This window comes from Pedococcus ginsenosidimutans, assembly GCF_039544395.1.
Classification (GTDB): domain Bacteria; phylum Actinomycetota; class Actinomycetes; order Actinomycetales; family Dermatophilaceae; genus Pedococcus; species Pedococcus ginsenosidimutans.
The window spans coordinates 171,391-196,758 of record NZ_BAABLO010000001.1; the positions used below are offsets into that span (position 1 = coordinate 171,391).

Annotated in this window: 23 protein-coding genes; 3 read left to right on the forward strand and 20 right to left on the reverse strand. The window is 72.9% G+C overall.

Features of this window, described 5'->3' with window-relative positions; genetic code table 11:
• Positions 1–2 precede the first annotated feature (2 nt).
• The 9 genes from ABEA42_RS00890 to ABEA42_RS00930 form a co-directional block, all read right to left on the reverse strand.
• Positions 3–2,528, reverse strand: coding sequence for an NADH-quinone oxidoreductase subunit G (locus ABEA42_RS00890; RefSeq protein ID WP_345500509.1), 2,526 nt, complete (start codon positions 2,526–2,528; stop codon positions 3–5).
• Positions 2,525–3,838, reverse strand: a complete 1,314-nt coding sequence (gene nuoF, locus ABEA42_RS00895; protein WP_345500510.1) for an NADH-quinone oxidoreductase subunit NuoF — start codon at positions 3,836–3,838, stop codon at positions 2,525–2,527. Before nuoF ends, ABEA42_RS00890 begins: the two co-directional genes overlap by 4 nt.
• Before the next feature lie 5 nt (positions 3,839–3,843).
• Complete coding sequence (gene nuoE / locus ABEA42_RS00900) at positions 3,844–4,689, reverse strand: NADH-quinone oxidoreductase subunit NuoE (protein WP_345500511.1); 846 nt, start codon at positions 4,687–4,689, stop codon at positions 3,844–3,846.
• Positions 4,689–6,062, reverse strand: a complete 1,374-nt coding sequence (locus ABEA42_RS00905; protein WP_345500512.1) for an NADH-quinone oxidoreductase subunit D — start codon at positions 6,060–6,062, stop codon at positions 4,689–4,691. The genes nuoE and ABEA42_RS00905 overlap by 1 nt, the downstream gene beginning before the upstream one ends.
• Entirely contained in the window at positions 6,062–6,781 is a 720-nt protein-coding gene (locus tag ABEA42_RS00910) for an NADH-quinone oxidoreductase subunit C (protein ID WP_345501401.1), read from the reverse strand. Before ABEA42_RS00910 ends, ABEA42_RS00905 begins: the two co-directional genes overlap by 1 nt.
• Positions 6,782–6,951: 170 nt before the next feature.
• Positions 6,952–7,614, reverse strand: a complete 663-nt coding sequence (locus tag ABEA42_RS00915) for a NuoB/complex I 20 kDa subunit family protein (RefSeq protein ID WP_425571960.1) — start codon at positions 7,612–7,614, stop codon at positions 6,952–6,954.
• 19 nt (positions 7,615–7,633) lie between these two features.
• On the reverse strand, positions 7,634–7,996 hold the full coding sequence (locus tag ABEA42_RS00920) for an NADH-quinone oxidoreductase subunit A (RefSeq protein ID WP_056882154.1): 363 nt from the start codon (positions 7,994–7,996) through the stop codon (positions 7,634–7,636).
• A 160-nt stretch (positions 7,997–8,156) separates the two neighbouring features.
• The gene (locus ABEA42_RS00925) at positions 8,157–9,491 is read right to left on the reverse strand and encodes a geranylgeranyl reductase family protein (protein ID WP_345500513.1); all 1,335 of its coding nucleotides are present in this window, start codon (positions 9,489–9,491) and stop codon (positions 8,157–8,159) included.
• Positions 9,492–9,578: 87 nt separating this feature from the next.
• Positions 9,579–10,286 carry a demethylmenaquinone methyltransferase gene (locus ABEA42_RS00930; protein ID WP_345500514.1) on the reverse strand — a complete coding sequence of 236 codons (708 nt, stop codon included), beginning with the start codon at positions 10,284–10,286 and terminating at the stop codon, positions 9,579–9,581.
• An 80-nt stretch (positions 10,287–10,366) separates the two neighbouring features.
• Here ABEA42_RS00930 and ABEA42_RS00935 point away from each other — a divergent pair, with 80 nt between their 5' ends.
• Positions 10,367–11,659: an isochorismate synthase gene (locus tag ABEA42_RS00935; protein ID WP_345500515.1), complete on the forward strand. Its 1,293-nt coding sequence runs from the start codon at positions 10,367–10,369 to the stop codon at positions 11,657–11,659.
• A gap of 3 nt (positions 11,660–11,662) precedes the next feature.
• Positions 11,663–12,391, forward strand: a complete 729-nt coding sequence (locus ABEA42_RS00940; RefSeq protein WP_345500516.1) for an HAD-IA family hydrolase — start codon at positions 11,663–11,665, stop codon at positions 12,389–12,391.
• 39 nt (positions 12,392–12,430) lie between these two features.
• Here the strand turns inward: ABEA42_RS00940 and menD are convergent, their stop codons facing one another.
• The 11 genes from menD to ABEA42_RS00995 all read right to left on the reverse strand — a co-directional run bounded on the left by menD (position 12,431) and on the right by ABEA42_RS00995 (position 24,738).
• The gene (menD, locus tag ABEA42_RS00945) at positions 12,431–14,218 is read right to left on the reverse strand and encodes a 2-succinyl-5-enolpyruvyl-6-hydroxy-3-cyclohexene-1-carboxylic-acid synthase (RefSeq protein ID WP_345500518.1); all 1,788 of its coding nucleotides are present in this window, start codon (positions 14,216–14,218) and stop codon (positions 12,431–12,433) included.
• Positions 14,215–15,735, reverse strand: coding sequence for a PGAP1-like alpha/beta domain-containing protein (locus ABEA42_RS00950; protein WP_345500519.1), 1,521 nt, complete (start codon positions 15,733–15,735; stop codon positions 14,215–14,217). The genes menD and ABEA42_RS00950 overlap by 4 nt, the downstream gene beginning before the upstream one ends.
• The gene (locus tag ABEA42_RS00955; RefSeq protein WP_345500520.1) at positions 15,732–16,034 is read right to left on the reverse strand and encodes a hypothetical protein; all 303 of its coding nucleotides are present in this window, start codon (positions 16,032–16,034) and stop codon (positions 15,732–15,734) included. Before ABEA42_RS00955 ends, ABEA42_RS00950 begins: the two co-directional genes overlap by 4 nt.
• Positions 16,035–16,127: 93 nt before the next feature.
• A complete protein-coding gene (locus ABEA42_RS00960; protein ID WP_345500521.1) occupies positions 16,128–16,868 on the reverse strand; it encodes a VOC family protein in 741 nt (246 codons plus the stop codon).
• Complete coding sequence (locus tag ABEA42_RS00965; RefSeq protein WP_345500522.1) at positions 16,865–18,289, reverse strand: M20/M25/M40 family metallo-hydrolase; 1,425 nt, start codon at positions 18,287–18,289, stop codon at positions 16,865–16,867. Before ABEA42_RS00965 ends, ABEA42_RS00960 begins: the two co-directional genes overlap by 4 nt.
• Positions 18,286–19,011: an esterase family protein gene (locus ABEA42_RS00970; RefSeq protein ID WP_345500523.1), complete on the reverse strand. Its 726-nt coding sequence runs from the start codon at positions 19,009–19,011 to the stop codon at positions 18,286–18,288. The genes ABEA42_RS00965 and ABEA42_RS00970 overlap by 4 nt, the downstream gene beginning before the upstream one ends.
• A gap of 10 nt (positions 19,012–19,021) precedes the next feature.
• Positions 19,022–20,170 (reverse strand): alpha/beta hydrolase-fold protein, encoded by a 1,149-nt coding sequence (locus tag ABEA42_RS00975; protein ID WP_345500524.1) that lies wholly within the window; start codon positions 20,168–20,170, stop codon positions 19,022–19,024.
• The gene (locus tag ABEA42_RS00980) at positions 20,167–21,186 is read right to left on the reverse strand and encodes a type 1 glutamine amidotransferase family protein (RefSeq protein WP_345500525.1); all 1,020 of its coding nucleotides are present in this window, start codon (positions 21,184–21,186) and stop codon (positions 20,167–20,169) included. The genes ABEA42_RS00975 and ABEA42_RS00980 overlap by 4 nt, the downstream gene beginning before the upstream one ends.
• A 15-nt stretch (positions 21,187–21,201) precedes the next feature.
• Positions 21,202–22,425: an ATP-grasp domain-containing protein gene (locus ABEA42_RS00985; RefSeq protein ID WP_345500526.1), complete on the reverse strand. Its 1,224-nt coding sequence runs from the start codon at positions 22,423–22,425 to the stop codon at positions 21,202–21,204.
• On the reverse strand, positions 22,422–23,441 hold the full coding sequence (locus ABEA42_RS00990; protein WP_345500527.1) for an o-succinylbenzoate synthase: 1,020 nt from the start codon (positions 23,439–23,441) through the stop codon (positions 22,422–22,424). Before ABEA42_RS00990 ends, ABEA42_RS00985 begins: the two co-directional genes overlap by 4 nt.
• 22 nt (positions 23,442–23,463) lie before the next feature.
• Positions 23,464–24,738 (reverse strand): Nramp family divalent metal transporter, encoded by a 1,275-nt coding sequence (locus ABEA42_RS00995; protein ID WP_345500528.1) that lies wholly within the window; start codon positions 24,736–24,738, stop codon positions 23,464–23,466.
• A gap of 138 nt (positions 24,739–24,876) precedes the next feature.
• Here ABEA42_RS00995 and ABEA42_RS01000 point away from each other — a divergent pair, with 138 nt between their 5' ends.
• Positions 24,877–25,359 (forward strand): glutathione peroxidase, encoded by a 483-nt coding sequence (locus ABEA42_RS01000; RefSeq protein WP_345500529.1) that lies wholly within the window; start codon positions 24,877–24,879, stop codon positions 25,357–25,359.
• Positions 25,360–25,368: the final 9 nt, after the last annotated feature.

Genomic DNA, 25,368 nt, shown 5'->3' on the forward strand with positions numbered 1-25,368 from the left:
GCTCACTGGGTGACCTCTCGTTCCACGGTGGTGGCGGTGGTGCCGGCCTTCGTCACGGTCACGAGGGCCCCGGCGCCGGCGCCCAGCGTGGCACGGACGGCGCTGCCCTCGGAGTTGGTCGGGAGCCAGACCACGTGGTCGACCATGTCCTCGACGACCTCGAGCGGCGCGGTGACCGTCCCGGCGCCGGTGGCGACCCGGACGGTGTCACCGGCGGCGAGGCCGAAGCCCTCGGCCGTGGCTGCGGAGACCCGCGCACGGGTGGCCTGGGCGGTCCCGGCGAGGAACGGCTCGCCGTCCTGCAGGGAGCCCCGGTCGAGCAGGTGGTGCCAGGACGCCAGGACGGCCTGGCCGTCGCCTGCGGTCGGCACGGGGCCGACCTCGACGGTCGGCGTGGCCGGGCGGTCGCCCTGCCACGGGCCGAGCGCCTGCATCTCGGAGCGGACCTCGGCCAGGGTGCGGGTGCCGAGGAAGCCGCCGAGCTCGGAGGCGAGCATGTCGAGCACGCGGTAGTCGGACTGGTACTGGGTCTCCAGGGCCGTCGCGAACGTGCGCGTGCGGCCCTCCCAGTCCACGAAGGTCCCGCCCTTCTCGGCGTGCGCGGCCACGGGCAGCACCACGTCGGCGACCGCGGTCACCGAGGAGGGGCGCAGCTCCAGGGAGACCACGAACGTCTTGGCCAGGGCCTCCTCGGCCCTCGCGTCGGCCAGGTCGGCAGCGTCGACGCCACCGACGACCAGGGCGTTGATGTCCCCCGTCGTCGCGGCGGCGATGATGCCGGCGGTGTCGCGGCCGGGCGCGTCGGGCAGGCCCACGACGTCCCAGGCCTCGGCGACCTGCTGGCGCGCGGCGGGGTCGGAGACGGGGCGTCCGCCGGGCAGCAGGCCCGGGAGCGCGCCCGCCTCGAGGGCACCGCGCTCGCCCGCACGGCGGGGCACCCACGCCAGGCGGGCACCGGTGGAGGCGGTGAGGGCCACGGCCGCGGAGAGGGCACCGGGCACGGTGGCCAGGCGCTCACCCACGAGCACGACCACGCCGGGCTCCTGCAGGGCCTGGGCGGCCTTCGCGGCAGCGCCGTCGCCGGTGACGCCGTCACCGAGCGCACGCAGCACCTCGGCCTCGGTGCCGGGCGCGGACGGGATGAGGGTGCCGCCCAGCTTGGTGAGCCCACGCGTGGCGAACGGCGCCACGGCGTACACGGCCGTCTTGTGCTTGCGGTGCGCCTTGCGCAGCCGCAGGAAGACGATCGGGCTCTCCTCCTCGGGCTCGAACCCGACGAGGACGACGGTCCTGGCCGTCTCGAGCTCGGCGTAGGTCACGGCTGCACCGTGCGGGCCGGTGCCCACCACGGTGGAGGCGAGGAAGTCGGCCTCCTCCTGCGAGTGCGGCCGTGCCCGGAAGTCGACGTCGTTGGTGTCGACGACGGTGCGGGCGAACTTGCCGTAGGCGTAGGCGTCCTCGGCGGACACGCGGCCGCCGACGAGCACCCCGACGCCCCGCGCGGCGCGCAGGCCGGCGGCAGCCGCCTCGAGCGCCTCGGGCCACGAGGCGACCTGGAGCTCGCCGTTCTCGTCGCGGACCATCGGGAACTGGAAGCGGTCACCGGTCGTGGCGTACTGGAAGGCCCAGCGGCCCTTGTCGCAGTTCCACTCCTCGTTGACGGCCGGGTCGTTGATCGCCATGCGCCGCAGCACGACACCGCGACGGTGGTCGGTGCGGATCGAGCAGCCGGACGCGCAGTGCTCGCAGACGCTGGGGGTCGACACCAGGTCGAACGGGCGGCTGCGGAAGCGGTAGGCGGCACCGGTCAGGGCGCCCACGGGGCAGATCTGGACCGTGTTGCCCGAGAAGTAGGACTCGAACGGCTGCTGCTCGTAGATGCCGACCTGCTGCAGGGCCCCGCGCTCGACGAGGGCGATGAACGGGTCACCGGCGATCTGGTCGGAGAACCGGGTGCAGCGGGCGCACAGGACGCAGCGCTCACGGTCGAGCAGCACCTGCGAGGAGATGTTGATCGGCTTGGGGTAGGTGCGCTTGACGTCCTCGAAGCGGGAGACCGCGCGCCCGTTGCTCATCGCCTGGTTCTGCAGGGGGCACTCGCCGCCCTTGTCGCAGACGGGGCAGTCGAGCGGGTGGTTGATGAGCAGCAGCTCCATGACGCCCTGCTGCGCCTTGTCGGCGACGGGCGAGGTCTGCTGCGTCTTGACCTGCATGCCCTCGGACACCGTGATGGTGCACGACGCCTGCGGCTTCGGCATCGGGCGCAGCGAGCCGTCGGGGCCCGGCGTCGCGATGTCGACCAGGCACTGGCGGCAGGCGCCGACCGGCTCGAGCAGGGGGTGGTCGCAGAACCGCGGGATCTGCACACCGATCTCCTCGGCGGCGCGGATCACCAGCGTGTTCTTGGGCACCGACACGTCGACACCGTCGATGGTGAGCTTCACCAGGTCGACGGCGGGCGGGGTGGAGGCGTCGCCACCCTTGCTCACGGCGTTGCCGCCCGCGCTGGGGCTCGTGGTGACAGTCATGCGGTGGCCTTCTCCTTCGCGAACAGCGACGACTCCCTCGGGTCGAAGGGGCAGCCACCGTTGGTGAGGTGGGCGAGGTACTCCTCGCGGAAGTACTGGATGCTGCTCGTGATCGGGCTGGTGGCACCGTCTCCGAGGGCGCAGAACGAGCGGCCCAGGATGTTGTCACAGATGTCGAGCAGCTTGTCGAGGTCCTCCTCGGAGCCCTCGCCGTGCTCGAGGCGACCCAGGATCTGCTTGAGCCACCAGGTGCCCTCGCGGCACGGGGTGCACTTGCCGCAGGACTCGTGCTTGTAGAAGTCGGTCCAGCGGTCGACGGCGCGCACCACGCAGGTGGTGTCGTCGAAGATCTGCAGCGCGCGGGTGCCGAGCATGGAGCCCGCGGCCGCGACCGACTCGAAGTCGAGCGGGGTGTCGAGGTGCTCGTCGGTGAACAGCGGGGTGGACGAGCCACCGGGCGTCCAGAACTTCAGCTTGTGGTTGGGGTCGCGCATGCCGCCGGCCATGTCGAGCAGCTCGCGCAGCGTGATGCCGAGCGGGGCCTCGTACTGGCCGGGACGCTTGACGTGGCCCGACAGGCTGAAGATGCCGAAGCCCTGCGACTTCTCGGTGCCCATGCCGGTGAACCAGTCGGCGCCGTGCAGCAGGATCGGCGGGACCGAGGCGATGGACTCGACGTTGTTGACGACGGTCGGGCGCGCGTAGAGGCCGGCGACGGCCGGGAACGGCGGCTTGAGTCGGGGTTGCCCGCGACGGCCCTCGAGGCTGTCGAGCAGCGCCGTCTCCTCGCCGCAGATGTAGGCGCCCGCGCCGGCGTGGACGGTCACGTCGAGGTCGAAGCCGCTGCCCTGGATGTTCTTGCCGAGGTAGCCGGCGGCGTACGCCTCCTCCACCGCGCGCAGCAGGCGACGGTAGACGTGGACGACCTCGCCGCGCAGGTAGATGAAGGCATGGTTGCAGCCGATGGCGAAGGACGTGATCGCGACACCCTCGATGAGGAACTGCGGCGCGGCCATCATGAGCGGGATGTCCTTGCAGGTGCCCGGCTCGGACTCGTCGGCGTTGACGACGAGGTAGCGGGGACCGCCGTCCGGCGGGGGCAGGAAGCCCCACTTCATGCCGGTCGGGAAGCCTGCGCCACCACGACCGCGGAGACCGGAGTCCTTGGTCATCTGGACGAGGTCGGCGGGCTTCATGCCGAGCGCCTTCTTCAGCGCCTGGTAGCCCTCGTTCTTCTCGTAGGTCTCCAGGGTCCACGACTGCGGGTCGTCCCAGAACTTGGTGAGGATCGGGGTGAGCGTGGTGGCCACGGCTGTCACTTCCCCTCGGCGGGCTTGTCGCCCGCCTGCTCGTCGGCGTCGTTGGAGGGCGTGTCGGTGGAGGAGCTGCGGCCCGGCGACAGGTCGTCGGGGTGGCCCGCACCCTGGGCGTCGCCGGAGGTGTCGTCCCCCGAGGGAGCGGTCCAGTTGCGGTCCTTGGCGACCCGCAGGCCCTCGAGCGAGGCCGGGCCCGCGCCCACGCCCTCGTCGGCGAGGCCGTCGTGGAATCCCGCGAGGACGCGCGAGACCTGCTTGAAGGAGCAGACGCGCGCCGGCCCGCGGGTCGGGGCGACGTCCTTGCCCGAGCGCAGGTCGTCGACGAGCTGCTTGGTCGACTCCGGCGTCTGGTTGTCGAAGAACTCCCAGTTGGCCATGACCACCGGCGCGTAGTCGCACGCCGCGTTGCACTCGACGCGCTCGAGGGTGATCTTGCCGTCGGCCGTCGTCTCGTCGTGCCCGATGCCGAGGTGCTCGGAGACCTCGTCCCAGATCTGGTCGCCGCCCATGATCGCGCAGAGCGTGTTGGTGCAGACGCCGACGGTGTACTCACCGTTGGGGTGGCGCTTGTACTGCGTGTAGAACGTCGCGACGCCGGAGACCTCGGCGGTGGTCAGGTCGAGGACCTCCGCGCAGAAGTCGATGCCCCGGCCGGTGACGTAGCCGTCGACGCTCTGCACGAGGTGCAGCAACGGCAGCAGCGCCGAGCGCTTCTGCGGGTAGCGCGCGACGACCTGCTCGGCGTCGGCGTGCAGCTGGGCCAGCACGTCCTCGGCGTAGGGCTCCTTGGACTCGGCCGGCACCGTGAGGTGTCCCGCCGCGGTCTGCAGTCCGTAGTGCTCCATCAGCGGTCCACGCCTCCCATGACGGGGTCGATCGAGGCCACCGCGACGATGACGTCGGCGATCTGGCTGCCCTCGCACATCGCAGCCGTGGCCTGCAGGTTGTTGAAGGACGGCTCGCGGAAGTGCACGCGGTAGGGCCGCGTGCCCCCGTCGGACACCGTGTGGCAGCCGAGCTCGCCCTTGGGGCTCTCGACCGCGGCGTACGCCTGGCCCGGCGGCACCCGGAAGCCCTCGGTCACCAGCTTGAAGTGGTGGATGAGCGACTCCATGGAGGTGCCCATGATCTCGCGGATGTGGTCGAGGCTGTTGCCCATGCCGTCGCCGCCGATGGCCAGCTGGGCCGGCCACGCGATCTTCTTGTCGGCGACCATGACCGGGCCCGGGTTGGCCTGGAGGCGGTCGATGGCCTGCTCGGCGATCTTGAGCGACTCGTACATCTCGTCGATGCGGATCCGCAGGCGCGAGTACGCGTCGGACTCCGTGCGGGTGATGACGTCGAAGTCGTAGGTCTCGTAGCCGCAGTAGGGGTCGAGCTTGCGCAGGTCGTGCGGCAGGCCGGTGGAGCGCAGGATCGGGCCCGTGATGCCGAGCGCCATGCAGCCGGAGAGGTCGAGGTAGCCGACGTCGACGGTGCGACCCTTGAGGATCGGGTTCTCGACGAGCAGGAGTTCGAGCTCGTGCAGTCCCTTGCGCAGCAACGGGATCGTGTCCCGCACCTTGTCGATGGCGCCGGGCGGGAGGTCCTGGGCGACGCCACCGGGGCGGATGAACGCGTGGTTCATGCGCAGGCCGGTGACCATCTCGAGGATGGCCAGGACGCGCTCGCGCTCGCGGAAGCCCACCGTCATGACGGTGGTCGCGCCCATCTCCATGCCACCGGTGGCCAGGGCCACGAGGTGGGAGCCGATCCGGTTGAGCTCCATCATCAGCACGCGGATCACGCTCGCGCGCTCCGGGATCTGGTCGGTGATGCCGAGCAGCTTCTCGACCGAGAGGCAGTAGGCGGCCTCGTTGAACAGCGGCGCGAGGTAGTCCATGCGCGTGCAGAAGGTCACGCCCTGGGTCCAGGTGCGGAACTCCATGTTCTTCTCGATGCCGGTGTGCAGGTAGCCGATGCCCGCGCGGGTCTCGGTGACCGTCTCGCCGTCGATCTCGAGGATCAGGCGGAGCACGCCGTGCGTCGAGGGGTGCTGCGGACCCATGTTGACGACGATCCGCTCCTCGTGGAGCGCAGCGGCCTCGTCGACGAGCTGGTCCCAGTCGCCACCGGTCGAGTTGAAGACGTGCGCGCCCTCGGAGGCGGCCGCGTCGGCGCCGGACGTCGCGTAGATGTCGGGCCCCGTGGTGCCCGTGGTGCCTGTCGTGGTGCTCATCAGTTGTACGACCTCCGCTGGTCCGGCGGTGGGACCGTCGCGCCCTTGTACTCGACGGGGATGCCGCCGAGGGGGTAGTCCTTGCGCTGGGGGTGGCCCGGCCAGTCGTCGGGCATGAGGATGCGGGTCAGGGCCGGGTGGCCGTCGAACTCGATCCCGAACATGTCCCACGTCTCGCGCTCGTGCCAGTCGTTCGCCGGGTAGGTCTCGACGATCGACGGGATGTGCGGGTCGGCGTCGGGCGCGGTGACCTCGACGCGGACGCGGCGTCCGCCGTGGGTGATCGACAGGAAGTGGTAGACCGCGTGCAGCTCGCGGCCCTCCTCCTGCGGGTAGTGCACACCGGACACGCCGGTGCAGATCTCGAAGCGCAGGGCCGGGTCGTCGCGCAGCACGCGGGCGACCGCCGGCAGGTGCTCGCGGCGCACGAAGAGCGTCATCTCGCCGCGGTCGACGACCACGCGCTCGACGGCCTCGGCGTAGGACGCGGTGCCCCCGACGAGGGCTCGCTCGAGCTGGTCGGCGACCTCGTCGAAGAAGCCGCCGTAGGGCCGCACGGCCGCGGCCGGGAACAGGATGGGGCTGACCATGCCGCCGTACCCGGTGGTGTCACCGGTGTCGCGCGCGCCGAACATCCCGTGCCGCTCGCCGACCACGACCGGGTCGGGCGTGGTGCCGGGGGCGGCGGGCAGGCGCTCGCCGGTCTCGCGGTCGGTCACCGAGCCGGGCTGGGTACCGGTGGTGGCGCCGGCCACGACGGGGGCGGGCTGCTCGACCGCGTCGCCCTTGTCGGCAGCCGCGTCAGCGGCCTTGTTGCCGACGACGTCGCTGTTGGCGGTGGCCTGCTTCGGGTCCTTCTCGGAGCCCTGCTGGGGGTCCTTGGCGTCGCTCACGCGGCACCTCCGTGCGCGCTGTGCTCCTGGCCGAGGGCCTGGTGGTGCGCGTGGTCGTGGGCGTGGCCCGACGTGCCGGCGAGCGGCAGGCTCGTGCCCGCGCCCTGGGCCAGCAGGCCGGTCATCTGGTGGGTGGGCGTCGCCGTGAGCGCGGCGGCCTCGGCCGCACGGGCCGCGGCGACGCGGTTGACGCCGAGCTTGCTGTTCTGGATCTGCTCGTGGAGCGTGAGGATCGCGTTGAGGAGCATCTCGGGCCGCGGCGGGCAGCCGGGGAGGTAGACGTCGACCGGGATGATGTGGTCGACCCCCTGCACGATGGCGTAGTTGTTGAACATGCCACCGGAGCTGGCGCAGACACCCATCGAGATGACCCACTTGGGCTCGGGCATCTGGTCGTAGACCTGGCGGACGACCGGGGCCATCTTCTGGCTCACGCGGCCGGCGACGATCATGAGGTCGGCCTGGCGCGGCGTGGCGGAGAACCGCTCCATGCCGAAGCGCGCGATGTCGTAGTCGGGCGTGCCGACGGCCATCATCTCGATGGCGCAGCAGGCGAGGCCGAACGTCGCGGGCCACACCGAGCTCTTGCGCATGTAGCCGGCGACCTGCTCGACCGTGGTCAGCAGGAAGCCCGCAGGCAGCTTCTCTTCGATTCCCATTGGTTTGTCCTAGTCCTCGTCAGTCCCACTCGAGGCCGCCGCGGCGCCACACGTATGCGTAGGCCACGAAGACGGTCAGGATGAACAGCACCATCTCCACGAGCGCGAAGAGGCCGAGCTGGTTGAAGGCCACCGCGAACGGATAGAGGAACACCGACTCGATGTCGAAGACGATGAACAGCATCGCGGTCAGGTAGTACTTGATCGGCACGCGACCGCCACCAGCAGCCTGGGGGGTGGGCTCGATACCGCACTCGTAGGCGTCGAGCTTGGCGCGGTTGTAGCGCTTGGGTCCGGCGATCGACGCGGCGAACACCGAGAACACGGCGAAGCCACCACCGATGGCCAGCAGGAAAAGCAGGGGGACGTAGGGGTTGCTCATCGCCGTGCCACTCCCCTTCCGAAGTCATCGTCGAAGTCATCTGTGAAGTCAGGGCCGACGCCGGTCCCGATGCGCTGGGCGGCGTCCGTGCGGGACGAGCGGGCGGGCCGCGCCGTGCGCGCCCCAATCCTAGGGGTGGCCTCAGCGATTGCACGACGGGTCATGCGTCGGGCGCCATCTTGGACAGAGCCGTGATGAGGCGGTCGCTGGCGTCGCCGCCGCGGGGCTCGGCGAGGTTGGCCATGACCTTCAGCAGGAACTTCATCAGGGTCGTGCGCGGCAGGCCGTACTTGGTCGCGAGGCGCATCACCTCGGGGTTGCCGATCATCTTGGCGAAGTAGCGGCCGAGCGTGTAGTAGCCGCCGAGCGCGTCGGCCATGACGCCGGGGTAGGACTGCAGGACCCGCTCACGCTGGGCGTCGTCGGTGCGGGCGAACGCCTGGGCGATGACTTCGGCAGCGAGACGGCCCGACTCCATGGCGTAGGCGATGCCCTCGCCGTTGAACGGGTTGACCATGCCGCCCGCGTCACCGACGAGGAGCAGGCCCTTGTCGTAGTGCGGCTGGCGGTTGAAGCCCATGGGGAGCGCCGCGCCGCGGATCGGGCCGACCATCGTCTCGTCGGAGTAGGTCCACTCCTGCGGCATCGTCGCGACCCAGCGCCGCATGACGTCCTTGTAGTCGGTCTTGCCGAAGGCGCTGGAGGTGTTGAGGATGCCGAGGCCGACGTTGGAGGTGCCGTCGCCGACGCCGAAGATCCAGCCGTAGCCGGGCAGCAGCACCTTCTTGCCGTTGTCGTCGGTGGACCACAGCTCGAGCCAGGACTCGAGGTAGTCGTCGTCGTGGCGCGGGCTCGTGTAGTAGGTGCGGACGGCGACGCCCATCGGGCGGTCCTCGCGCTTCTCGCGGCCCATCGACAGCGACAGGCGGGACGAGTTGCCGTCGGCGGCGACGACCAGCGGTGCGGTGTAGCGCAGCTCGGGGCCGGTCGCGCGGCCCTTCTCGTCGGTGGCCTTCGCGGTGACGCCCACGATCGAGCCGCGGGAGTCCAGGATCGGGCCGGTGACGTTGGTGCCCTCACGCAGGCGCGCACCGTGCTTGACGGCGTGCTTGGCGAGGATGTCGTCGAAGTCCTGCCGGGTGCGGACGAGGCCGTAGGGCGGGAAGCTCGCGAGGTCGGGCCACGGGAGGGACAGGCGCATGCCGCCGCCGATGATCCGCAGGCCGTGGTTCTTGATCCAGCCGTCCTCCTCGGGCGTGGGGATGCCGAGGGTGATGAGCTCCTTGACCGCGCGCGGGGTCAGGCCGTCGCCGCAGACCTTCTCGCGGGGGAACGTGGTCTTCTCCAGCAGGAGGACGTCGAGCCCCGTCATCGCCAGGTAGGCGGCCGTGGCCGAGCCTGCCGGACCGGCTCCGACGACGATGACGTCGGCGGTCTCCGTGGGTGTGCCTGACACAGGACTGCCGCCTGCAGCCTGCTTGATGGTGTCTGTCACGCCTGCCTCACCCGCTTGTGAACGACTTCACGAACTACAGCTGCGGAGTCTATTCCCGCCCCGCACGGCCCTCCTAGTTAGGCAGCCCTAACCCGCCTTCCCCGTGCCGTTGACCGCGCGGTGCAGCGCCACGATGCCGCCGGTGAGGTTGCGCCACGCCACCTGCGACCAGCCGGCGGCCCCGATCGTGGTCGCGAGCTCGCGCTGGGCGGGCCAGGCCTGGATCGACTCGGCGAGGTAGACGTAGGACTCGGGGCTGCTGCTCACGCGGCGCGCGATCGGCGGCAGCGAGCGCATGAGGTACTCGGTGTAGACCTTGCGGAACGCGCCGTTGACCGGGTGGCTGAACTCGCACACGACGAGGCGGCCCCCCGGGCGCGTGACGCGGCGGAACTCGGCGAGCGCCGTCTCCACCGAGGCGACGTTGCGCAGGCCGAAGGACATGGTCACCGCGTCGAAGCTGTCGTCGGCGAACGGCAGGCGCATCGCGTCGGCGGCCGTGAAGCCGAGGTCGGGCCGTCGCCGGTGCCCCACGCGCAGCATGCCCAGGGAGAAGTCGGCCGGCACGACGTGGACGCCCCCGTCGGCGAACGGCTCGCTGCTCGTGCCCGTGCCCGCGGCGATGTCGAGGACGGTCTCACCGGGCTGTGCGGCCACGGCCTTCAGCACGGCACGCCGCCACAGCCGGTCCTGGCCGAGGGAGAGGACGTCGTTGGTCAGGTCGTACTTGCCGGCGACGTCGTCGAACATCGCTGCGACGTCCCGGGGGTCCTTCTCGAGGCTGGCGCGGGTCATGGCGCCATCCTCCCCCACCGTCGGTGGACCGGCAGCCCCGGCCCGGCGCCGTACCCGGCGGTCGTAGGCTGGCCCCCGACATGAGCACCCTGCCCACGCCCACGGCCGCGTCCCGGCCACACGGGACGCCCCTGGTCGCCCGCACCGTGGCACTGCCCGACCCCGGCCGGCTCCTGAGCCTGCTGCCCGACCTCGGCGACCCGCGGGCGCTCGCGAGCTGGGTACGCCGCGGCGAGGGCCTCGTCGGCTGGGGCCGCGCGCTGGAGTTCACCGCCCACGGCCCGGACCGGTTCGCGGAGGCCGAGGCGTGGTGGCGCGAGGTCGTGGCCACCGCCGTGGTGCGCGACGAGGTGCAGCGCCCCGGCACCGGCCCGGTGACCTTCGGCTCCGTCGCGTACTCCGCCGGGTCCCCCTCCGGGGCCACGCTCGTCGTGCCCGAGGTCGTCGTCGGTGCCCGTGACGGCCAGTGGTGGGTGACCACCACCGGCACCGGCGCCGAGCTCCCCTCCCCCGTGGTGCCACGACAGTCCGCACCGGTCGAGCCCCAGGGCATCGCCTTCGCCGACGGCGCGCTGTCCCCCGCCCAGTGGGCCGGCGCGGTCGAGCAGGCCGTCTCCCGGATCACCGCAGGCGAGCTCGACAAGGTGGTGCTCGCCCGCGACCTGCGGGTCGAGGCCGACGAGCCCATCGACCCGCGCTGGCTGCTGCACCGGCTCGCCGAGCGCTACGACACGACGTGGGTGTTCGCCGTCGACGGGCTCGTGGGTGCGACGCCCGAGATGCTCGTCCGGCTCGAGAAGGGGCTGGTCACCTCACGGGTGCTCGCGGGCACCATCCGGCGCACCGGCGACGACGCCCACGACCTCGCGCTCGCGGGTTCGCTGGCCCGCTCGAGCAAGGACCTCGAGGAGCACGAGTACGCCGTGCGGTCGGTGGCCGACGCCCTGCGGCCGCACTGCTCGTCGGTCAACGTGCCGGAGTCGCCGTTCGTGCTGCACCTGTCCAACGTGATGCACCTGGCCACCGACGTCGCCGGAGTGCTCGCCGACGGGGCCACCTCGCTGACCCTCGCCGCGTCGCTGCACCCGTCGGCCGCCGTCTGCGGGACCCCCGCCGCCGCGGCCGACGCACTCATCTCCGAGCTCGAGCACATGGACCGCGGCCGCTACGCCGGGCCCGTGGGCTGGATGGACGCCTCCGGCGACGGCGAGTGGGGGATCGCGTTGCGCTGCGGGGCCTTCGAGCCCGACGACGCCGCCTCCATGAGGCTGTTCGCCGGCTGCGGCATCGTCGCCGGCTCCGACCCCGAGTCCGAGGTCGCCGAGTCCGACGCCAAACTCGTGCCCATGCGCGACGCCCTCACCGCAGGCTGACCCGTGGGCTCGGACGGCACCCTGGGCCACGCGCACGACCACGCGGACGGCAGCGCGACCGGTCACGCGGCCGTCCGCGCGGGGTCGGACCCGCTGGCCCCCCGCCCCGCGGACGCCGTGGTCTTCGACCTCGGCAACGTCCTCATCCGCTGGGACCCCGTGCCCGCCATCGCGGCGGCCGTCGGCGCCGACCGGGCAGCCGCCTTCCTCGCCGACCCGGACTTCGACTTCGCCGCCTGGAACCACGCCAACGACGCCGGCCGCAGCCTGGCCGAGGCGGAGCAGGCGGCCCTCGCCAGCCACCCGCACTACGCGCAGGAGGTCCTGGCCTACAGGGAGCACTTCGACGCGTCGATGGTCGAGGAGATCGCCGGCAGCGTGGAGATCCTGCGCGAGCTGCACGCGGGGCAGGTGCCGCTGTTCGCGCTGACCAACTGGTCGGCCGACCTGTTCCCGCGGGCGGTCGAGCGGTTCGAGTTCCTGGACCTGTTCGAGGACATCGTCGTGTCGGGCGAGGAGGGCGTCGCCAAGCCCGACCCCGAGATCTTCGAGGTGCTCGAGGAGCGGGTGCGGCACCGGGCGGGGCTCGACGACTGCATCTTCGTCGACGACAGCGCGGCCAACGTCCAGGCCGCGGAGGCGACCGGGCTCGACGCCATCCTCTTCACCGGCCCGGAGCACCTGCGCGACGACCTCATCGCGCGGGGCATGCCGCTGCGCCACCTTCCCTGAGCCCCTCCGGCAGCCAAGACTGCCAAGACTCCAAGGCTGTCAGCGCGGCTGGGGCTGCTCAGGCGCCTCCGCCGGGCCCCGGCTCCGCAGCGCCTCGGCCGCCGCTCGGCGCAGCGCAGCGTGCTGCTCACGGTGCGCGGAGCGGTCGAGCGGCACCTCCAGCACGGTGAGGCCGCGAGGGCGTGCGGTCAGGGCTCCGGCGAGCTCGGCCCGGGAGGTGACCAGCCGGTGCTCCACGTGGTGGGCGGCGCACAGCGCGGCGAGGTCGACACCCGTCGGCGTGCCGAAGATGCGCTCGAAGTCCGCCGACCTCGAGGGCTCGCCCGGCTCGAGGAGGGTGAAGATGCCGCCACCGTCGTCGTTGACGACCACCACGGTGAGGTCCGGCCGGAGCTCGGTCGGGCCGACCAGGAGCCCGTTGGAGTCGTGCAGGAACGTCAGGTCACCCATCAGCGCGTAGGTCGGCCCGGGGCCCGCGAGCGCGAGCCCGACCGAGGTCGAGACACAGCCGTCGATACCGGCCAGCCCACGGCTCGCCACCACGCGCAGGCCTTCCCTGCGGGGGGCGGCCAGGTCGAGGTCGCGGACCGAGCTGGACGACCCCACGAACACGGTCGCCCCCTCGGGCAGGCTCTCCAGCACGGTCCGGGCGACGGCCAGCCCGCTGGGCCACGGCTGCTCCAGGCCCGCCGCCGCGGCCGCGACCCGCGCACCCGCCTCCTGCCAGGACCGCAACCAGTCCGGGTCCTCGGAGGGGGACTCGGCCGGTGCCTCGTCGAGGACCGAAACGGGGTGGACCGCGTGGATGTCGGGGCGGGACTCGATCCAGCCGTGCGCTCCGACCGCCTCGACCCGCACGCCCGGTCGGCGCAGCAGCGCGGCGACGGGTCGCGAGAGGGTCAGCCGGCCGACGGCCACCACCCGGTCGGGGGCGTGGTCGTCGAGCCAGGCGGGGTCGCTCAGGACGAGGGGCCCGTGCGGCAGCACCCGGGCACGGGGGTGGGTGCCGAAGGGCTCGGCGACCACCGGCCAGCCGTGCTCGCCGGCCCAGCGGACGGCGCGCTCGAACTGGTCGGGCTCGGGCAGGTCGCCCACGACGACCACGGTCCGCGCGACGTGCTCGACCCCGCCCGTGGACCCGTCGGTGCCTGCGCCTGCAGTGGTCGCAGCTGCGGCGCATGCTCCGGTCGCGGGGGCGGCGGGCGCGTCGGAGGGCGCCCCTGGGGCAGCGTCCGAAGAGGCGTCCAGCGGCTCCGGCCACGGCTCTCCGTCCGTGGGGACCAGGGGCTCTCGCAGCTGGACGTTGAGGTGGACCGGACCCGGCTCGGTACCGGGGCGCGAGCCGGTGGCGTGGCCGACCGCGTCGGCGGCGAGCGCCCGCCACCGGGCCACCTCGCCGGCGACGCGGCGCGGCGCCTCGGCGTCGACCGACCAGCGGACCGCGTCCGCGAACATGCCGGGCTGCACGGTGGTCTGGTTGGCCCCGGTGCCCCGCAGCTCCGACGGCCGGTCGGCGGACAGGACGACCAGGGGCACCACGCCGTGGTGGGCCTCGAGGACGGCGGGGTGCAGGTTGGCGACGGCGGTGCCGGAGGTCGTCACGACCACGGCCGGCACCCGGGTGAGCTTGGCGAGCCCGAGCGCGAGGAAACCGGCCGAGCGCTCGTCGACCCGCACGTGCATCGTGAGCCTGCCCGCGCGCTCGGCGGCCTGCACGGCGTACGCGATGGGGGCGGACCGCGAGCCCGGGCACAGCACGACGTGACGGACCCCGCGCCCGACCAGCTCGTCGACGAGGACGGTGGCCATGGCGGTCGACGGGTTCACGGTCCGGATTGTGCCACCCGGGATGTCGGCACCACGCGGGCGATCCGGTAGTCCCGCACCACCACCTCCTCACCCGTCACCAGCGAGAAGAAGGCCTCGCTGCCGCCGCGCCAGGCGACCAGCGACGGGTCGGTGGAGCGGTCGACGGCAGCCGCGGTCGCGGCGTACTCCCCCACCCCGTGGGCGGCGCTCCCGGTGCCGTCGCGGGCTCCGTCGTCGAGGTCGCGGGTGGCGGTCACCCAGCCGGCCCGGTCGGGGTTGGGGGCGCCCTCGAGCCGGGGCACCGGGTCCTGGCGGTGCTCCAGCGACAGCACCTGGGTGCCCGACTGCACCGGCATGCGGGCGACCGGCGAGCCCATCGTCACGACGTGGGTGACCCGGTGTCGTGCGGTGAAGGCCGGTGACGAGGCCATCGCAGCCGCGACGATCCCTCCGAGGCTGTGGCCGACGAGCATGACGGGTTCCCCGGACGGGTCCGGACCCGAGCCGTCCGCGGCCGCCTCCGCGCCATCCTCCAGACCGTCCGGCCCGCCCGCTCTCGCCGCGGCCGCCAGGGACTCGGCCTGCGCCTGCTCGAGCGCCTCCTGCACCCCTCGGGCGAGCGCGGTGGACTGCTGCGCCATGGCCCGCACGTCGGTCGTGGTGTCGAACGGGTTGGCGCCGGCCCGCGGGTCCCACACCTGGGTGCCGCTCACCTCCACGATCCAGGCCCGGCCCGAGGCGGTCGGCACCTCGACGACGCGGACGTGGCCGGGGTAGTCCTCCGCGTCGCCGAGGTTGCCCTGGTCGCGGGCCAGGTCCTCGAGCGACCGGGGCGCGCAGGCGCCCGCCCGCGCCACCGGTTCGGCCTGCACCTGCACCGCTCCACCGTCGTCGAGCAGGCCCCACGCCGCCGCGGTGCCTGTGAGCACCTCCAGGGCGTCCTCGTAGTCGCGAGCCTCACCGGGGCGTGAGCGGTGGTCGGTCGCTCCCGGTGCCAGCAACGGCGCGGTCCTGGGGTCGGTGCGCAGGCCCGCGACCAGGCCGTCGGCCCCACCCGCCAGGTCGGCGATCGCCGGCACCTCCCAGACGGCACGGTCGAGTGCGGCACCGAGGTCGACCCCCAGTGCCCGGAGCGTGAGCACCCCGACGGCGACCTCGGGCGCGTTGCGGCCCACCGCGAACATCACGGCGTCCTGGGTGAGGGCCACAGTCCGGGCCACCTCGGCGTCCGCGGCGCGGTAGGCGGTCACGGTCGCCGCCGTCGCGCCGGCGAGGGCTGCGACCCGCGCGGCGTCGCCCGCCAGCCCCCTCGGGCCGGCTGCGACCGCCAGGGCCGCCTCGGCTGCCGCCGCCGTGACGAGGGAGGGGGCCGCGCCCGCGAGCCCGGGGTCGGCGGCGACGAGCAGGACGTTTGCCAGCGAGGCGGCGAGGTCCTGCGCGCTGACGGCCAACCGTCCCGCGGCCGCCTCGAGCGCCGCCAGGCCGACTGCCGTCCCGCCCGCTCCTCCACGGACGCGAAGCCCTCCGTCGCTCACCGACCACCTCCTGCGTGGGGCGGGTGCCGCGACGCACCGACCAGGGGCAGGGCGTCGAGCACCGACTCGACCGCTGCGGCGTGCGCGTGCAGCAGCTGGGCGGCGGCGTCGAGCAGCTCGGCCGTGCGGTGCAGGGACACCACGCACAGCGTCACGGAGTCACGGAAGGCGCTCGCGGCGGGCGACTGCCACGGCACCGCGCGCGTGGCCGAGACCCCGGCCGCGACGTCCCGCACCCGTGCGGCCTCGGCAGCCACCCTGGCCGCCTGCCGCCTCATCTCCTCCGGGCCACCCACCATGCCCCGAACCTGCCGCAGCCGCCTCGCGGGCGTCAGGGGTCGGCGGTGGGGCTGTGGACGGCCGCTCGCGGCGGAGCGTCCTGTGCACGCGGGTCAGGGCCGCAGGCCGGTCCCCGGCGCCCGCTCGGTGAGGCAGTAGCGGAGCCCCCGGGGCGCGGTCATCACGGTCCAGCCCTCGTGGACCGGACCCAACCGGGCGCCGAGCGACTCGTGGACGAGCGTCTCTGAGGCACGGTCGGCACAGGCGAGGTCGACGTGGGCCTTGACCTCGCCGCCCGCCTCGCCCAAGCGCTGGGTCAGCAGCCGCAACGGCAGACCCTCCGGTCGGACCAGGGGCAGCAACCCGGACGTGTCGGGGTGCGGGGAGGGCTGCGCCCACCCGGTGAGCCTGGTCCAGAAGTCGAGCTCGGCACCGTACCGGTCCGCGGGGATGTCGAGGCAGACCTGGTCGAGCAGGCTCGGCTGCCCGTCCCGCACCTGGCGCGACGGCCCGCCGGGGCGAGCCGCGACCAGGCAGAAGGGGAACCCGCCGGGCGAACGGCACACGAACAGCGAGCCGAGGTCCTGCGACACCCGGGCACCGAGTCCCTCGGCGAGCGCTCGGGTGGCGTCGAGGTCGTCCACCTCGAGGTCGACGTGCACGCCGGCGGGGCCGCCGGTGCGCTGCACCTTGACCCAGGCGTCGCCGGCCGCGGGCAGCAGCGTCGCGAACTCGTCATGTTCCCCACGCCAGGGGGACAGCGTCGTACGGGTCATCTGCTGCCAGAAGGCCAGCTGCTCGTCGAACCCCTCCTCCGGCAGGTCGAGGAGAGCCCAGGCCCAGACGACGGTCACGACCGGGCCGCCTCGCCAGGTGCCGTGGTCGGGGCCTCGGGGTCGAGGCCGGCCAGCTCGAGGAGGAAGAGCGCGAGGGCCACCGCCGTGCGCCGCAGCTCGTCCGGGTGCACCGACTCGTCGGGCCCGTGGATGCGGGACGCCGGCTCCTCGACGCCGAGCAGCAGCACCTCGGCCTCCGGGACGACCTCCGCGAGCGTGGTGGCGAGCGGTATCGAGCCACCCTGGCCGGCCGTCGCGACCCCGTGCCCGAACGCGCGCTCCATCGCCCTCGTCATGGCGGCGTACGCGGGACCGTCGGTCCGGGCGCGGAACCCGTGGCCGAGCGAGACCGGCCGCACCTCCACCACCCCGTACGGCGTGTGCCTGCGCAGGTGGGCCATGAGCAGCTCCTGCGCGGCCCGGGGGTCGGTGCCGGCGGGCACCCGCAGGTTGACGACGGCCCGGGCCTCGCCCTGGACGGCGGCGGTCACCTGGGAGACCGGCGGGCAGTCGATGGCGAGGACGGTGGCGGCAGGTCTGGCCCACAGTCGGTCGGCGATCCCCGCGGCGCCCCTTCCGCCGCCCAGCGGCGCCACCCCGTCCACCAGCCCGGTGTCGTGGGCGAACCGGGCCTCGTCGAACCCGGACCCCTCCCAGGTGCCGTCGTGGTCGAGCCCGTCGACCGTGGTCTCACCCTCGGCGTCCCGCAGCGAGGCCAGGGCCGTCAGCAGGGCCTGGAGCGCGTCCGGGGCCGCACCGCCGTACATGCCCGAGTGCGCGGGGTGGGCCATGGTGCGCACGGTCACGAGGACGCTGCCGGTGCCCCGCAGGGACGTCGTGAGCGTGGGCGCCCCGAGCTCGACGTTGCCGGTGTCGGCCAGCACGAAGGCGTCGCAGCGCACGAGCTCCGGGCGGGCGCGGGCCAGGGCCTCCATGCCCCCGCTCGACTGCTCCTCCGACCCCTCGCAGACGACGGCGACCTCGACCGGCCACGGCCCGAGCACCTCGCGGACGGCCCGGAGCGCGAGCAGGGTCGCGACCAGGTTGCCCTTGCAGTCGGCGGCCCCACGGCCGAACCACCGGCCGTCGCGCTCGGTGAGCTCCCACGGCGGTGTCGACCAGGCGTCGAGGTCACCCGCGGGGACGACGTCGTGGTGGGAGTACAGGAGCACGCACGGGGACCCTTCCGGGCCCGGGGACCGCCCCACCACCGCGATCGACCCGTCCGGCGCCTCGACCTGCTCGACCCCACCGACGCCCGCGTCGGTGAGCAACGACGCGACGAGAGCGGCCGAGGCCTCGCACTCCGAGGCGGGCTCGATCACGGCGTTGGCGACCGAGCGCAGCGCGACCAGGCGCGCGAGGTCGTCGCGACCGCGCGCCATACCCGCGTCGACGGCGGCGGCGACGCGGTCGGCGACGGTGACCACGGCGCTCACGGGACGAGGTCGTCGAGGTAGAGCGGGAGCATCTCCCACCACGTCGGCCAGTCGTGCATGTAGCCCGGGCCCCAGTCGTCGACGCGGTTGGGGATCCCCTTGTCCCCCAACACCTTCGCCACTGCCCAGGACTCGCCCACGTCCTCGTACGCACCGCTGCCGGAGGCCAGCAGGACGAACCGGTGGCGCAGCGTCTCGAGGGCGTCACCCTCGAGGCCGGGCACGAACTGCAGCGGCGAGGAGAAGTAGAGCTCGTCGGTGTGGGGGCCGCCGATGAACTGCTCGATGGCGTAGGTGCCGCTCATGCCGACCGCCGCGCTGAACAGGTGGGGGTAGCGGCACAGCATCGCCACGGCGTTGAACGCGCCGATCGAGGCGCCCGCCGTGACGATGGGCTGTGGCCCATTGCTGTCGGCGTGGATCGCCGGCACCACCTCGTGGGCGACGGCCTGGTGGTAGGCGTTGAACAGCCACATGCGGTACTCCGTCGAGCCGACCTTCGTGGCCATCGCCCGTCCCGCGGCGCTGTCGCACGAGTAGACCTTGATGCGGCCGGCCTCGATCATCGGCGCGAGGCAGCCGACGAGGTGGTTGCGCTCCACCTCCTCGGCGTCGCCGCCCGCGGTGGGGAAGAGCAGGACGGGTACGCCGTAGTGCCCCCACCGGACCAGGGACAGCTCCTGCTCCATCCGGTCGGACCACCAGTGCTCGGTCACCTTCACGTGCGTCTCCTCACTCGTAGACGAACTTCTGCGGGCCGGGGAAGATCCACGACAGGCCGTCGCGCAGCCGGTCTCGCCAGTCCTCCCAGTTGTGGCCGTCCCGGGCCTCGACGTAGCGGACCGTCATGCCGGCCTCACGGAAGACGGGCACCATCGACCGGTTGGGGGTGATGAGCGGCTCGTAGGTGCCGCAGGACATGAAGATCCGGTCGACGGGTCGCGTGGGCCTGGCGCGGTAGCGGTTGACGAACTTCACCACGGGGTCGAAGTAGGGGCCGCCCCCGTGGTCGCTGCCGATGTCGGTGAACACCATCGACGCCGACTGCAGCAGCAGCGACCCGAACTCCCCCGGGTAGCGCACCGCTGTCGACAGCGACGCGATGCCGCCGAAGCTCGACCCCATCAGGCAGCGGCCCTGCGGGTCGTCGACGAGGGAGAAGCGCTCTGCGAGCCTCGGGACGAGCTCGCGGGCGATGAAGCGCGCGTGCGGGGCGTGGTTGGGGTACTCCTTGAGCCGGTCGCGCGGCGGCACGAACGCGACGACGACCGGCGCGACGTCGAGGCGGTGGATGAGGTTGTCCAGCACCGTCTTCATCGCCGCGTAGTCGAGGTAGTCGGTGCCGTCGTGGACCACGAGCAGGGGGTAGCGCTGGGCTGCGGTGTAGCGCGCCGGGAGGTAGAGCTTGACGGGCTGCTCGCGGCGAAGCGCCTTGGAGCGCAACACGTCCTCGACGATCTCCCCCTGCCGCGCCTCGGGGTCGTGGTGGACCCAGTCGGGCACCTCGTAGCCCGTGGCGGCACACACCGAGCTCGACCCCATGGGCGAGTGCGCCACCTTGGGGTTGAGCGGGTCGTTGAAGGACTCGTAGTGGTCACCGCGCCGGGTCTCGAGCTGGTACTCCACCCGCGACCCGCTGGGCAGGGTGGTCGTCGCAGCCCAGAGGTCGGTGTCGGGCAGCCGTCGCATGGGCAGCGGGTCCGGCAGCCCGACGACCCTGTGGCGGACGCGCACCTCGTCGGCCTCGCCCCGGAACAGGAACGTGGCCCGCTCCCCTTCGACCACCGGCGACGGGTGACGGGCGAGGAAGCGGTCGATGGCGGCGCCGTCGACGGGCAGCCGCTCCCGCAGCCGGTTGACGGCCAGCCTGCGCTCGTTCACGTCGTGGCTCCTTGCGCGCCGGCGGGCGCCGAGGTCGCAGCAGCCGCCCCCAGCTCGTGGACGGCGCCGTCGATGCCGAGGATCCGGGCACCCCTGGGCAGCCCGCCGTCGGCCGTGAGCTCCAGCGCCGTGCCGTCGTCGAGGAGCACGCAGTGCTGGTCGGTGAACCGGCGCGCCATCACCGCGCACCGGTCCCGGTCGTCGAGGCGCAGCCGGCGGCGGGCGTGCGGCAGGGCGACGACACCGCGTACCCGGCCGAGCCCGCGGTCGTAGACCTCCGCCTCGCTCGCGCCCTCGGGCCCGAAGTCGTGGAAGAGCACCACCCGCTCGGTGAGGGCCATCGCCCCGGCTGACCAGGCGATGACGGGCAGGTCGTCGGGGATGCGGATCGCGAAGAGCCGCAACGCCCGCAGCAAGGTGCCGACGTGGCCGCCGGTCAGCACCAGGGCCGAGCTGTCGGCCAGGGCGGCGCTGATCTCGCCCCGGTGCCAGGCGATGACGCCGCTGGAGTCGAGCGGTGCCGCGGCGTCGAGGTCGGCGTAGAGGCCCTTGAGCTGCGCGGCGTACCAGGCATCGACGTGCCGCACGCCCTCGACGGCGTCGTCGACGGCACCGAACGACGCGGGCTCACCGGAGCCCTCGACGCGGGACCGGCCCTCGACCTCACCCCGCGCCCGACCCTCACCCTCGCGCGTGCGGCGCACCACGTCGTACACACCCTCCATGGAGTGGTGCAGCCGCAGCCGGTAGAGCGAGAGGAGCGCGTCGTGGCGGTCGCGGAAGGCCAGGGCTGCTGCCGCGAAGACCTCGTCCTTGGCCAGGACGTCGAACGTGCGGTGGTAGAGCCGCAGGTGGTGGGCGCGGCCGTCCAGGACCGTGTCGAGCTCGTCGACGACGTCCTCGCGCTCCTCCCAGCCGGCGTTGATCGTGGCGACGGGGCCGTCGACGCCGAGGGAGCGCAGGGCGGTGCCGGCCGTGGTCATGAACCGCTGGGGGCCCAGCAGGATGGTCCGCATGGAGGGTTCTCGCGCCTACCCTGCGTGCACGCGGATGGTGGAGCCCACGTCGTCGAGCATCCCACGCAGGGTGTCGTAGTCGGGGTGGCGCATGCGCACGTAGGCGTTGGCCATGTAGCCGGCCTCGACGGGCTGGGTGTGGTGGCCGACGTGGGGGAAGTGCGCGTCGATGACCCACTGGCCGTGCCGCGACTGCATCTCGTCGATGCCGCTGTAGCCCGTGATCTGACCGTCGGCCTCGGGCCGCAGCGCCACGATGCCGGCCGAGTAGGGGCGCAGCATCTGCCGCTCGGGGAACCCGTGGACGATGACGTGCGCCCACTCGCGGTAGACGTCGACGTCGTTGCTGGCGGAGTAGAGGTCCCAGCAGCCGACGCCGGGCGGCCGGCAGCCGATCTCGGAGAACCGCAGCCCCTTGGGTCCGTGGAACCACTCCATGTGCGTCGCCGACGTCTCGATGCCGAGGGCCTGGATGACGCGCTGCCCCATCTCTGCGACCTCGCGGTAGAAGTCGGAGTCGGCCATGCGGTTGGTGGTGACGAACTGAGGCGAGATCCAGCGGGTGCGCATCGCCTCCAGCACGTTGGGGTAGTAGTGCGTGGTCCAGTCGTGGACGACGTGCCCGTCGCGGGTGATGGTGTCGTAGAACCCCTCGTGTCCCTCGACGAACTCCTCCACCGCGATCGACGCCGCGCCGTGGCTGCCGAAGTCGACCAGCGCCCGGCCGAGCTGCTCGTCGTCGTCCACCCGGACGGTGTCCTTGGCCCCGGCGCCGTCACGGGGCTTGAGGATCAGCGGGTAGCCGTGCTCCTCGGCGAACTCCCAGACCTCGTGGGCGTGGTCGACGGCGCGCGAGGCCGCGGTCGGGACGCCGGCCTCCCGCAGCGCCTGCTTCATCGACGGCTTGTCGCGGCACAGCCAGGTGGTCCGCACGGAGGTGCCGGGGATGCCGGTGGCCTCGCGGACCTGTGCCGCCGTCATGGTGTGCGCCTCGACGGTCGCCTCGAGGCGGTCGACCCAGACCTTGGACTGGATGAAGCGCACGGCCTCGGTCATGTCGTGCAGGCTCGTGACGGAGCCGACCTTGTAGTAGCCGGACATCGCACCGCGCAGCTCGTCGTCGAGCGCCCACTCGTCGGACTCCCCCACGCCGATGACGTCGGCCCCGACCGAGGCGAGCGCCAGGGCGAACCGGCGCTGGTTGGCGGGGAACCCTGGCTCGACGAAGACGATGTTCACGGGTCGACCGTAGCGCCGCTCAGGTGGGGGTGGCATGCCGTGACGCGCTCGCGCCACCACTGCTCGCGCTCGGGCGGCGCGGCCCAGCGTTCGAGCAGGTCCTCCTGCGCGTCCACCCTGCCCACCGGCAGCCGGCCGCCCGAGGGCAGGAGCGGGGGCTCGGCGACGTCGCCGGCGAGCAGGGCCACCGTCCCGAGGCCGCAGGCGTGGTCGAGGGCGGGCAGGGCGGCAGCCAGTGCGACGCCTGCGGCCATGCCGACGGAGGTGTCCAGGGCGGAGCTGACCACGGCCGGGAGCCCGCACGCCTCGACGACCTCCAGCGCGCGCCGTACCCCGCCGAGCGGCGCGACCTTGACCACGACGAGGTCGGCGGCGCCCTCGCGGGCCACCCGCAGCGGGTCGTCGGCCTTGCGGATCGACTCGTCGGCGGCGACGAGCACGTCGACACCGGCGCGGGCCAGCGCGCGGCGCAGCTCGCCCAGCTCCTCCACGGTCGCGCACGGCTGTTCCGCGTACTCCAGCCCGAACCGCGACAGCCGCCGCAGCGCCTCCACCGCCTCGTCCACCGTCCACCCGCCGTTGGCGTCGACGCGCACCCGGCCGGCGCTGCCCATCGCGTCGCGGACCGCGGCGACGCGGTCGACGTCGTCCTGCACGGACTGGCCGCGCTCGGCCACCTTGACCTTGGCCGTGGTCGCCCCGTCGAACCGGGCCAGGACCTCGGGGACCCGTTCGGGCCCCACCGCCGGGACGGTGGCGTTCACGGGCACCGCGGTACGGCGCGGGGCCGGCCACGCGCCGTACGCCGCCTCGACGGCCGCGCCGAGCCAGCGGGACGCCTCGAGCGGCTCGTACTCGAGGAAGGGCGAGAACTCTCCCCATCCCGACGGACCGTGAAGCAGCGCCGCCTCACGCACCTCCACGCCCCGGAACCGCACCCGCATGGGGATCGACACGACCCGGAGCCCAGCGAGCAGGTCGCCCAGGTCGGGCACGGCGGTCTCGTGGTGGGTCACCCGCCCATCCAACCGCGCCCGCTCAGGCGCCGCGCACGGCCTTCTGCAGCTCGTTGACCGCGAGCGCGATGAACGCGGCGGCGCAGAGCACCATCGCGACGTTGGAGGGCAGCTTGTTGCGCCACTCGCGGGGCACCCGGTCGGTGTTGAGCAGCCAGAGCAGGGTCACCGACAGGAACGGCATGAAGAACGCCCCCAGGACGCCGTAGGCGAGGATCAGGTAGACGGGCTTGCCGAGGAACATCATCACCATCGGCGGGAACGTCAGCCAGAGGATGTAGGCGCGGTACCACTTGCCGCCGAGCCGGCTGTCGGGGTGGTCCTGGCCGTGGCCGCGGACGTGGCCGACGAAGTCGGCGAACATCATCGAGACGCCGTTCCAGACGCCCACGAGCGAGGACATCGCCGCCGCCCAGAAGCCGACGAGGAAGACGCTGCCGGCCCACGCGCCGTACCGGGAGGCGAGGACGTCGGAGAGGCTGAGCAGCCCCTCGTCGCCGGTCTTGATCGCGATGTTCGCGGAGTAGAGGAGCTCGGCGCCGACGATGAGGGTCGAGACGACGAAGATGCCGGTGACGAGGTAGGCGATGCCGTTGTCGATCCGCATGACCCGCATGTGGCCGGGGGTGGTCCAGCCCTTCTCGCGGATCCAGTAGCCGTAGGCGGCCAGGGTGATCGTGCCGCCGACGCCGCCGGCCACCGACAGGACGTTGACGAGCGCCCCGTCCGGGATGAGCGGCACGAGGCCCTTGGCGAGCTCCGGGAGGTTGGGCAGCGTGAGGGCCGCGGCGCCCACCATGGTCACGAACATGATGCCGACCAGCGCTGCACACACCTTCTCGAACAACGCGTAGTGGCCCCACCAGACGAGCACGAGCCCGATGAGCCCGGAGAGGATGCCCCAGGCCGGCACGGACAGGAACGGCATGAGCGAGTGCAGCGGCAGGCCGGTGCCGGCCATGGCGGCGGCACCGTAGACGAAGCCCCAGACGACGATGTACGGCCCGAAGTACCAGTGCGTCCACCGCCCGAGGCTCGACCAGCCCTCGTAGATGGTGCGCCCGGTCGCGAGCGAGAACCGGCCGGCGCCCTCGACCAGCACGATCTTCATGACGCAGCCGACGACCACGGTCCACGACAACGCGTAGCCGTACTTGCTGCCGGCGATGAGGGTGGCGACGAGGTCGGCGGCACCGACCCCGGTGGCCGCGACCACCAGCCCCGGTCCGATGAGGGACCACCCGGGCCTGCGGCCCTCGGTCGTGGTCGTGGTGGTCGTGTCGGTGGCACTGGCCATGTGGGACTCCGGTGTCGGCGCTGACAGGAGCACCCCACGCTACCCAGAAACGGACATATCGGTCCACGGCGCCGGGCACCGGTCCCACGTCAGGCCTCGCCCGTGCCGCGCCGTCTCACCCGACATACGCTGTCCACCATGCCCACGTTGTCCGACTTCTCCGCCACCACCCTCGAAGGCTCCGAGCAGGACCTCTCCGCGTACGCGGGCAAGGTCGTCCTCGTCGTCAACACCGCCAGCCAGTGCGGCTTCACCCCGCAGCTGGGCGGGCTCGAGGAGCTCTACCGGACCTACGCCGACCAGGGCCTGGTCGTCCTCGGCTTCCCGTGCAACCAGTTCGGCGGCCAGGAGCCCGGCGACGCCGAGGAGATCGGCACCTTCTGCGAGCGCAACTACGGCGTCTCGTTCCCCATGTTCGCCAAGGTCGACGTCAACGGCGACGACGCCCACCCGGTCTTCGACTGGCTGAAGTCGGAGAAGGGCGGCCTGCTCGGCAAGAACATCAAGTGGAACTTCGCGAAGTTCCTCGTCGGTCGCGACGGGCAGGTGGTCAAGCGCTTCTCCCCCACCACCGAGCCCGGCAGCCTCACCAAGGACATCGAGAAGGCCCTCGCCGCCTGACCGGCCGGC

What these genes read in the sequence shown, in the direction of transcription:
- ABEA42_RS00890 (WP_345500509.1), bottom strand. Translation starts at nt 2,528, where the DNA reads ATGACTGTCACCACGAGCCCCAGCGCGGGCGGCAACGCCGTGAGCAAG.
- nuoE (WP_345500511.1), bottom strand. Translation starts at nt 4,689, where the DNA reads ATGGAGCACTACGGACTGCAGACCGCGGCGGGACACCTCACGGTGCCG.
- ABEA42_RS00905 (WP_345500512.1), bottom strand. Translation starts at nt 6,062, where the DNA reads ATGAGCACCACGACAGGCACCACGGGCACCACGGGGCCCGACATCTAC.
- ABEA42_RS00915 (WP_425571960.1), bottom strand. Translation starts at nt 7,614, where the DNA reads ATGGGAATCGAAGAGAAGCTGCCTGCGGGCTTCCTGCTGACCACGGTC.
- ABEA42_RS00920 (WP_056882154.1), bottom strand. Translation starts at nt 7,996, where the DNA reads ATGAGCAACCCCTACGTCCCCCTGCTTTTCCTGCTGGCCATCGGTGGT.
- ABEA42_RS00930 (WP_345500514.1), bottom strand. Translation starts at nt 10,286, where the DNA reads ATGACCCGCGCCAGCCTCGAGAAGGACCCCCGGGACGTCGCAGCGATG.
- ABEA42_RS00935 (WP_345500515.1), top strand. Translation starts at nt 10,367, where the DNA reads ATGAGCACCCTGCCCACGCCCACGGCCGCGTCCCGGCCACACGGGACG.
- ABEA42_RS00955 (WP_345500520.1), bottom strand. Translation starts at nt 16,034, where the DNA reads ATGGTGGGTGGCCCGGAGGAGATGAGGCGGCAGGCGGCCAGGGTGGCT.
- ABEA42_RS00980 (WP_345500525.1), bottom strand. Translation starts at nt 21,186, where the DNA reads ATGCGGACCATCCTGCTGGGCCCCCAGCGGTTCATGACCACGGCCGGC.
- ABEA42_RS00995 (WP_345500528.1), bottom strand. Translation starts at nt 24,738, where the DNA reads ATGGCCAGTGCCACCGACACGACCACCACGACCACGACCGAGGGCCGC.
- ABEA42_RS01000 (WP_345500529.1), top strand. Translation starts at nt 24,877, where the DNA reads ATGCCCACGTTGTCCGACTTCTCCGCCACCACCCTCGAAGGCTCCGAG.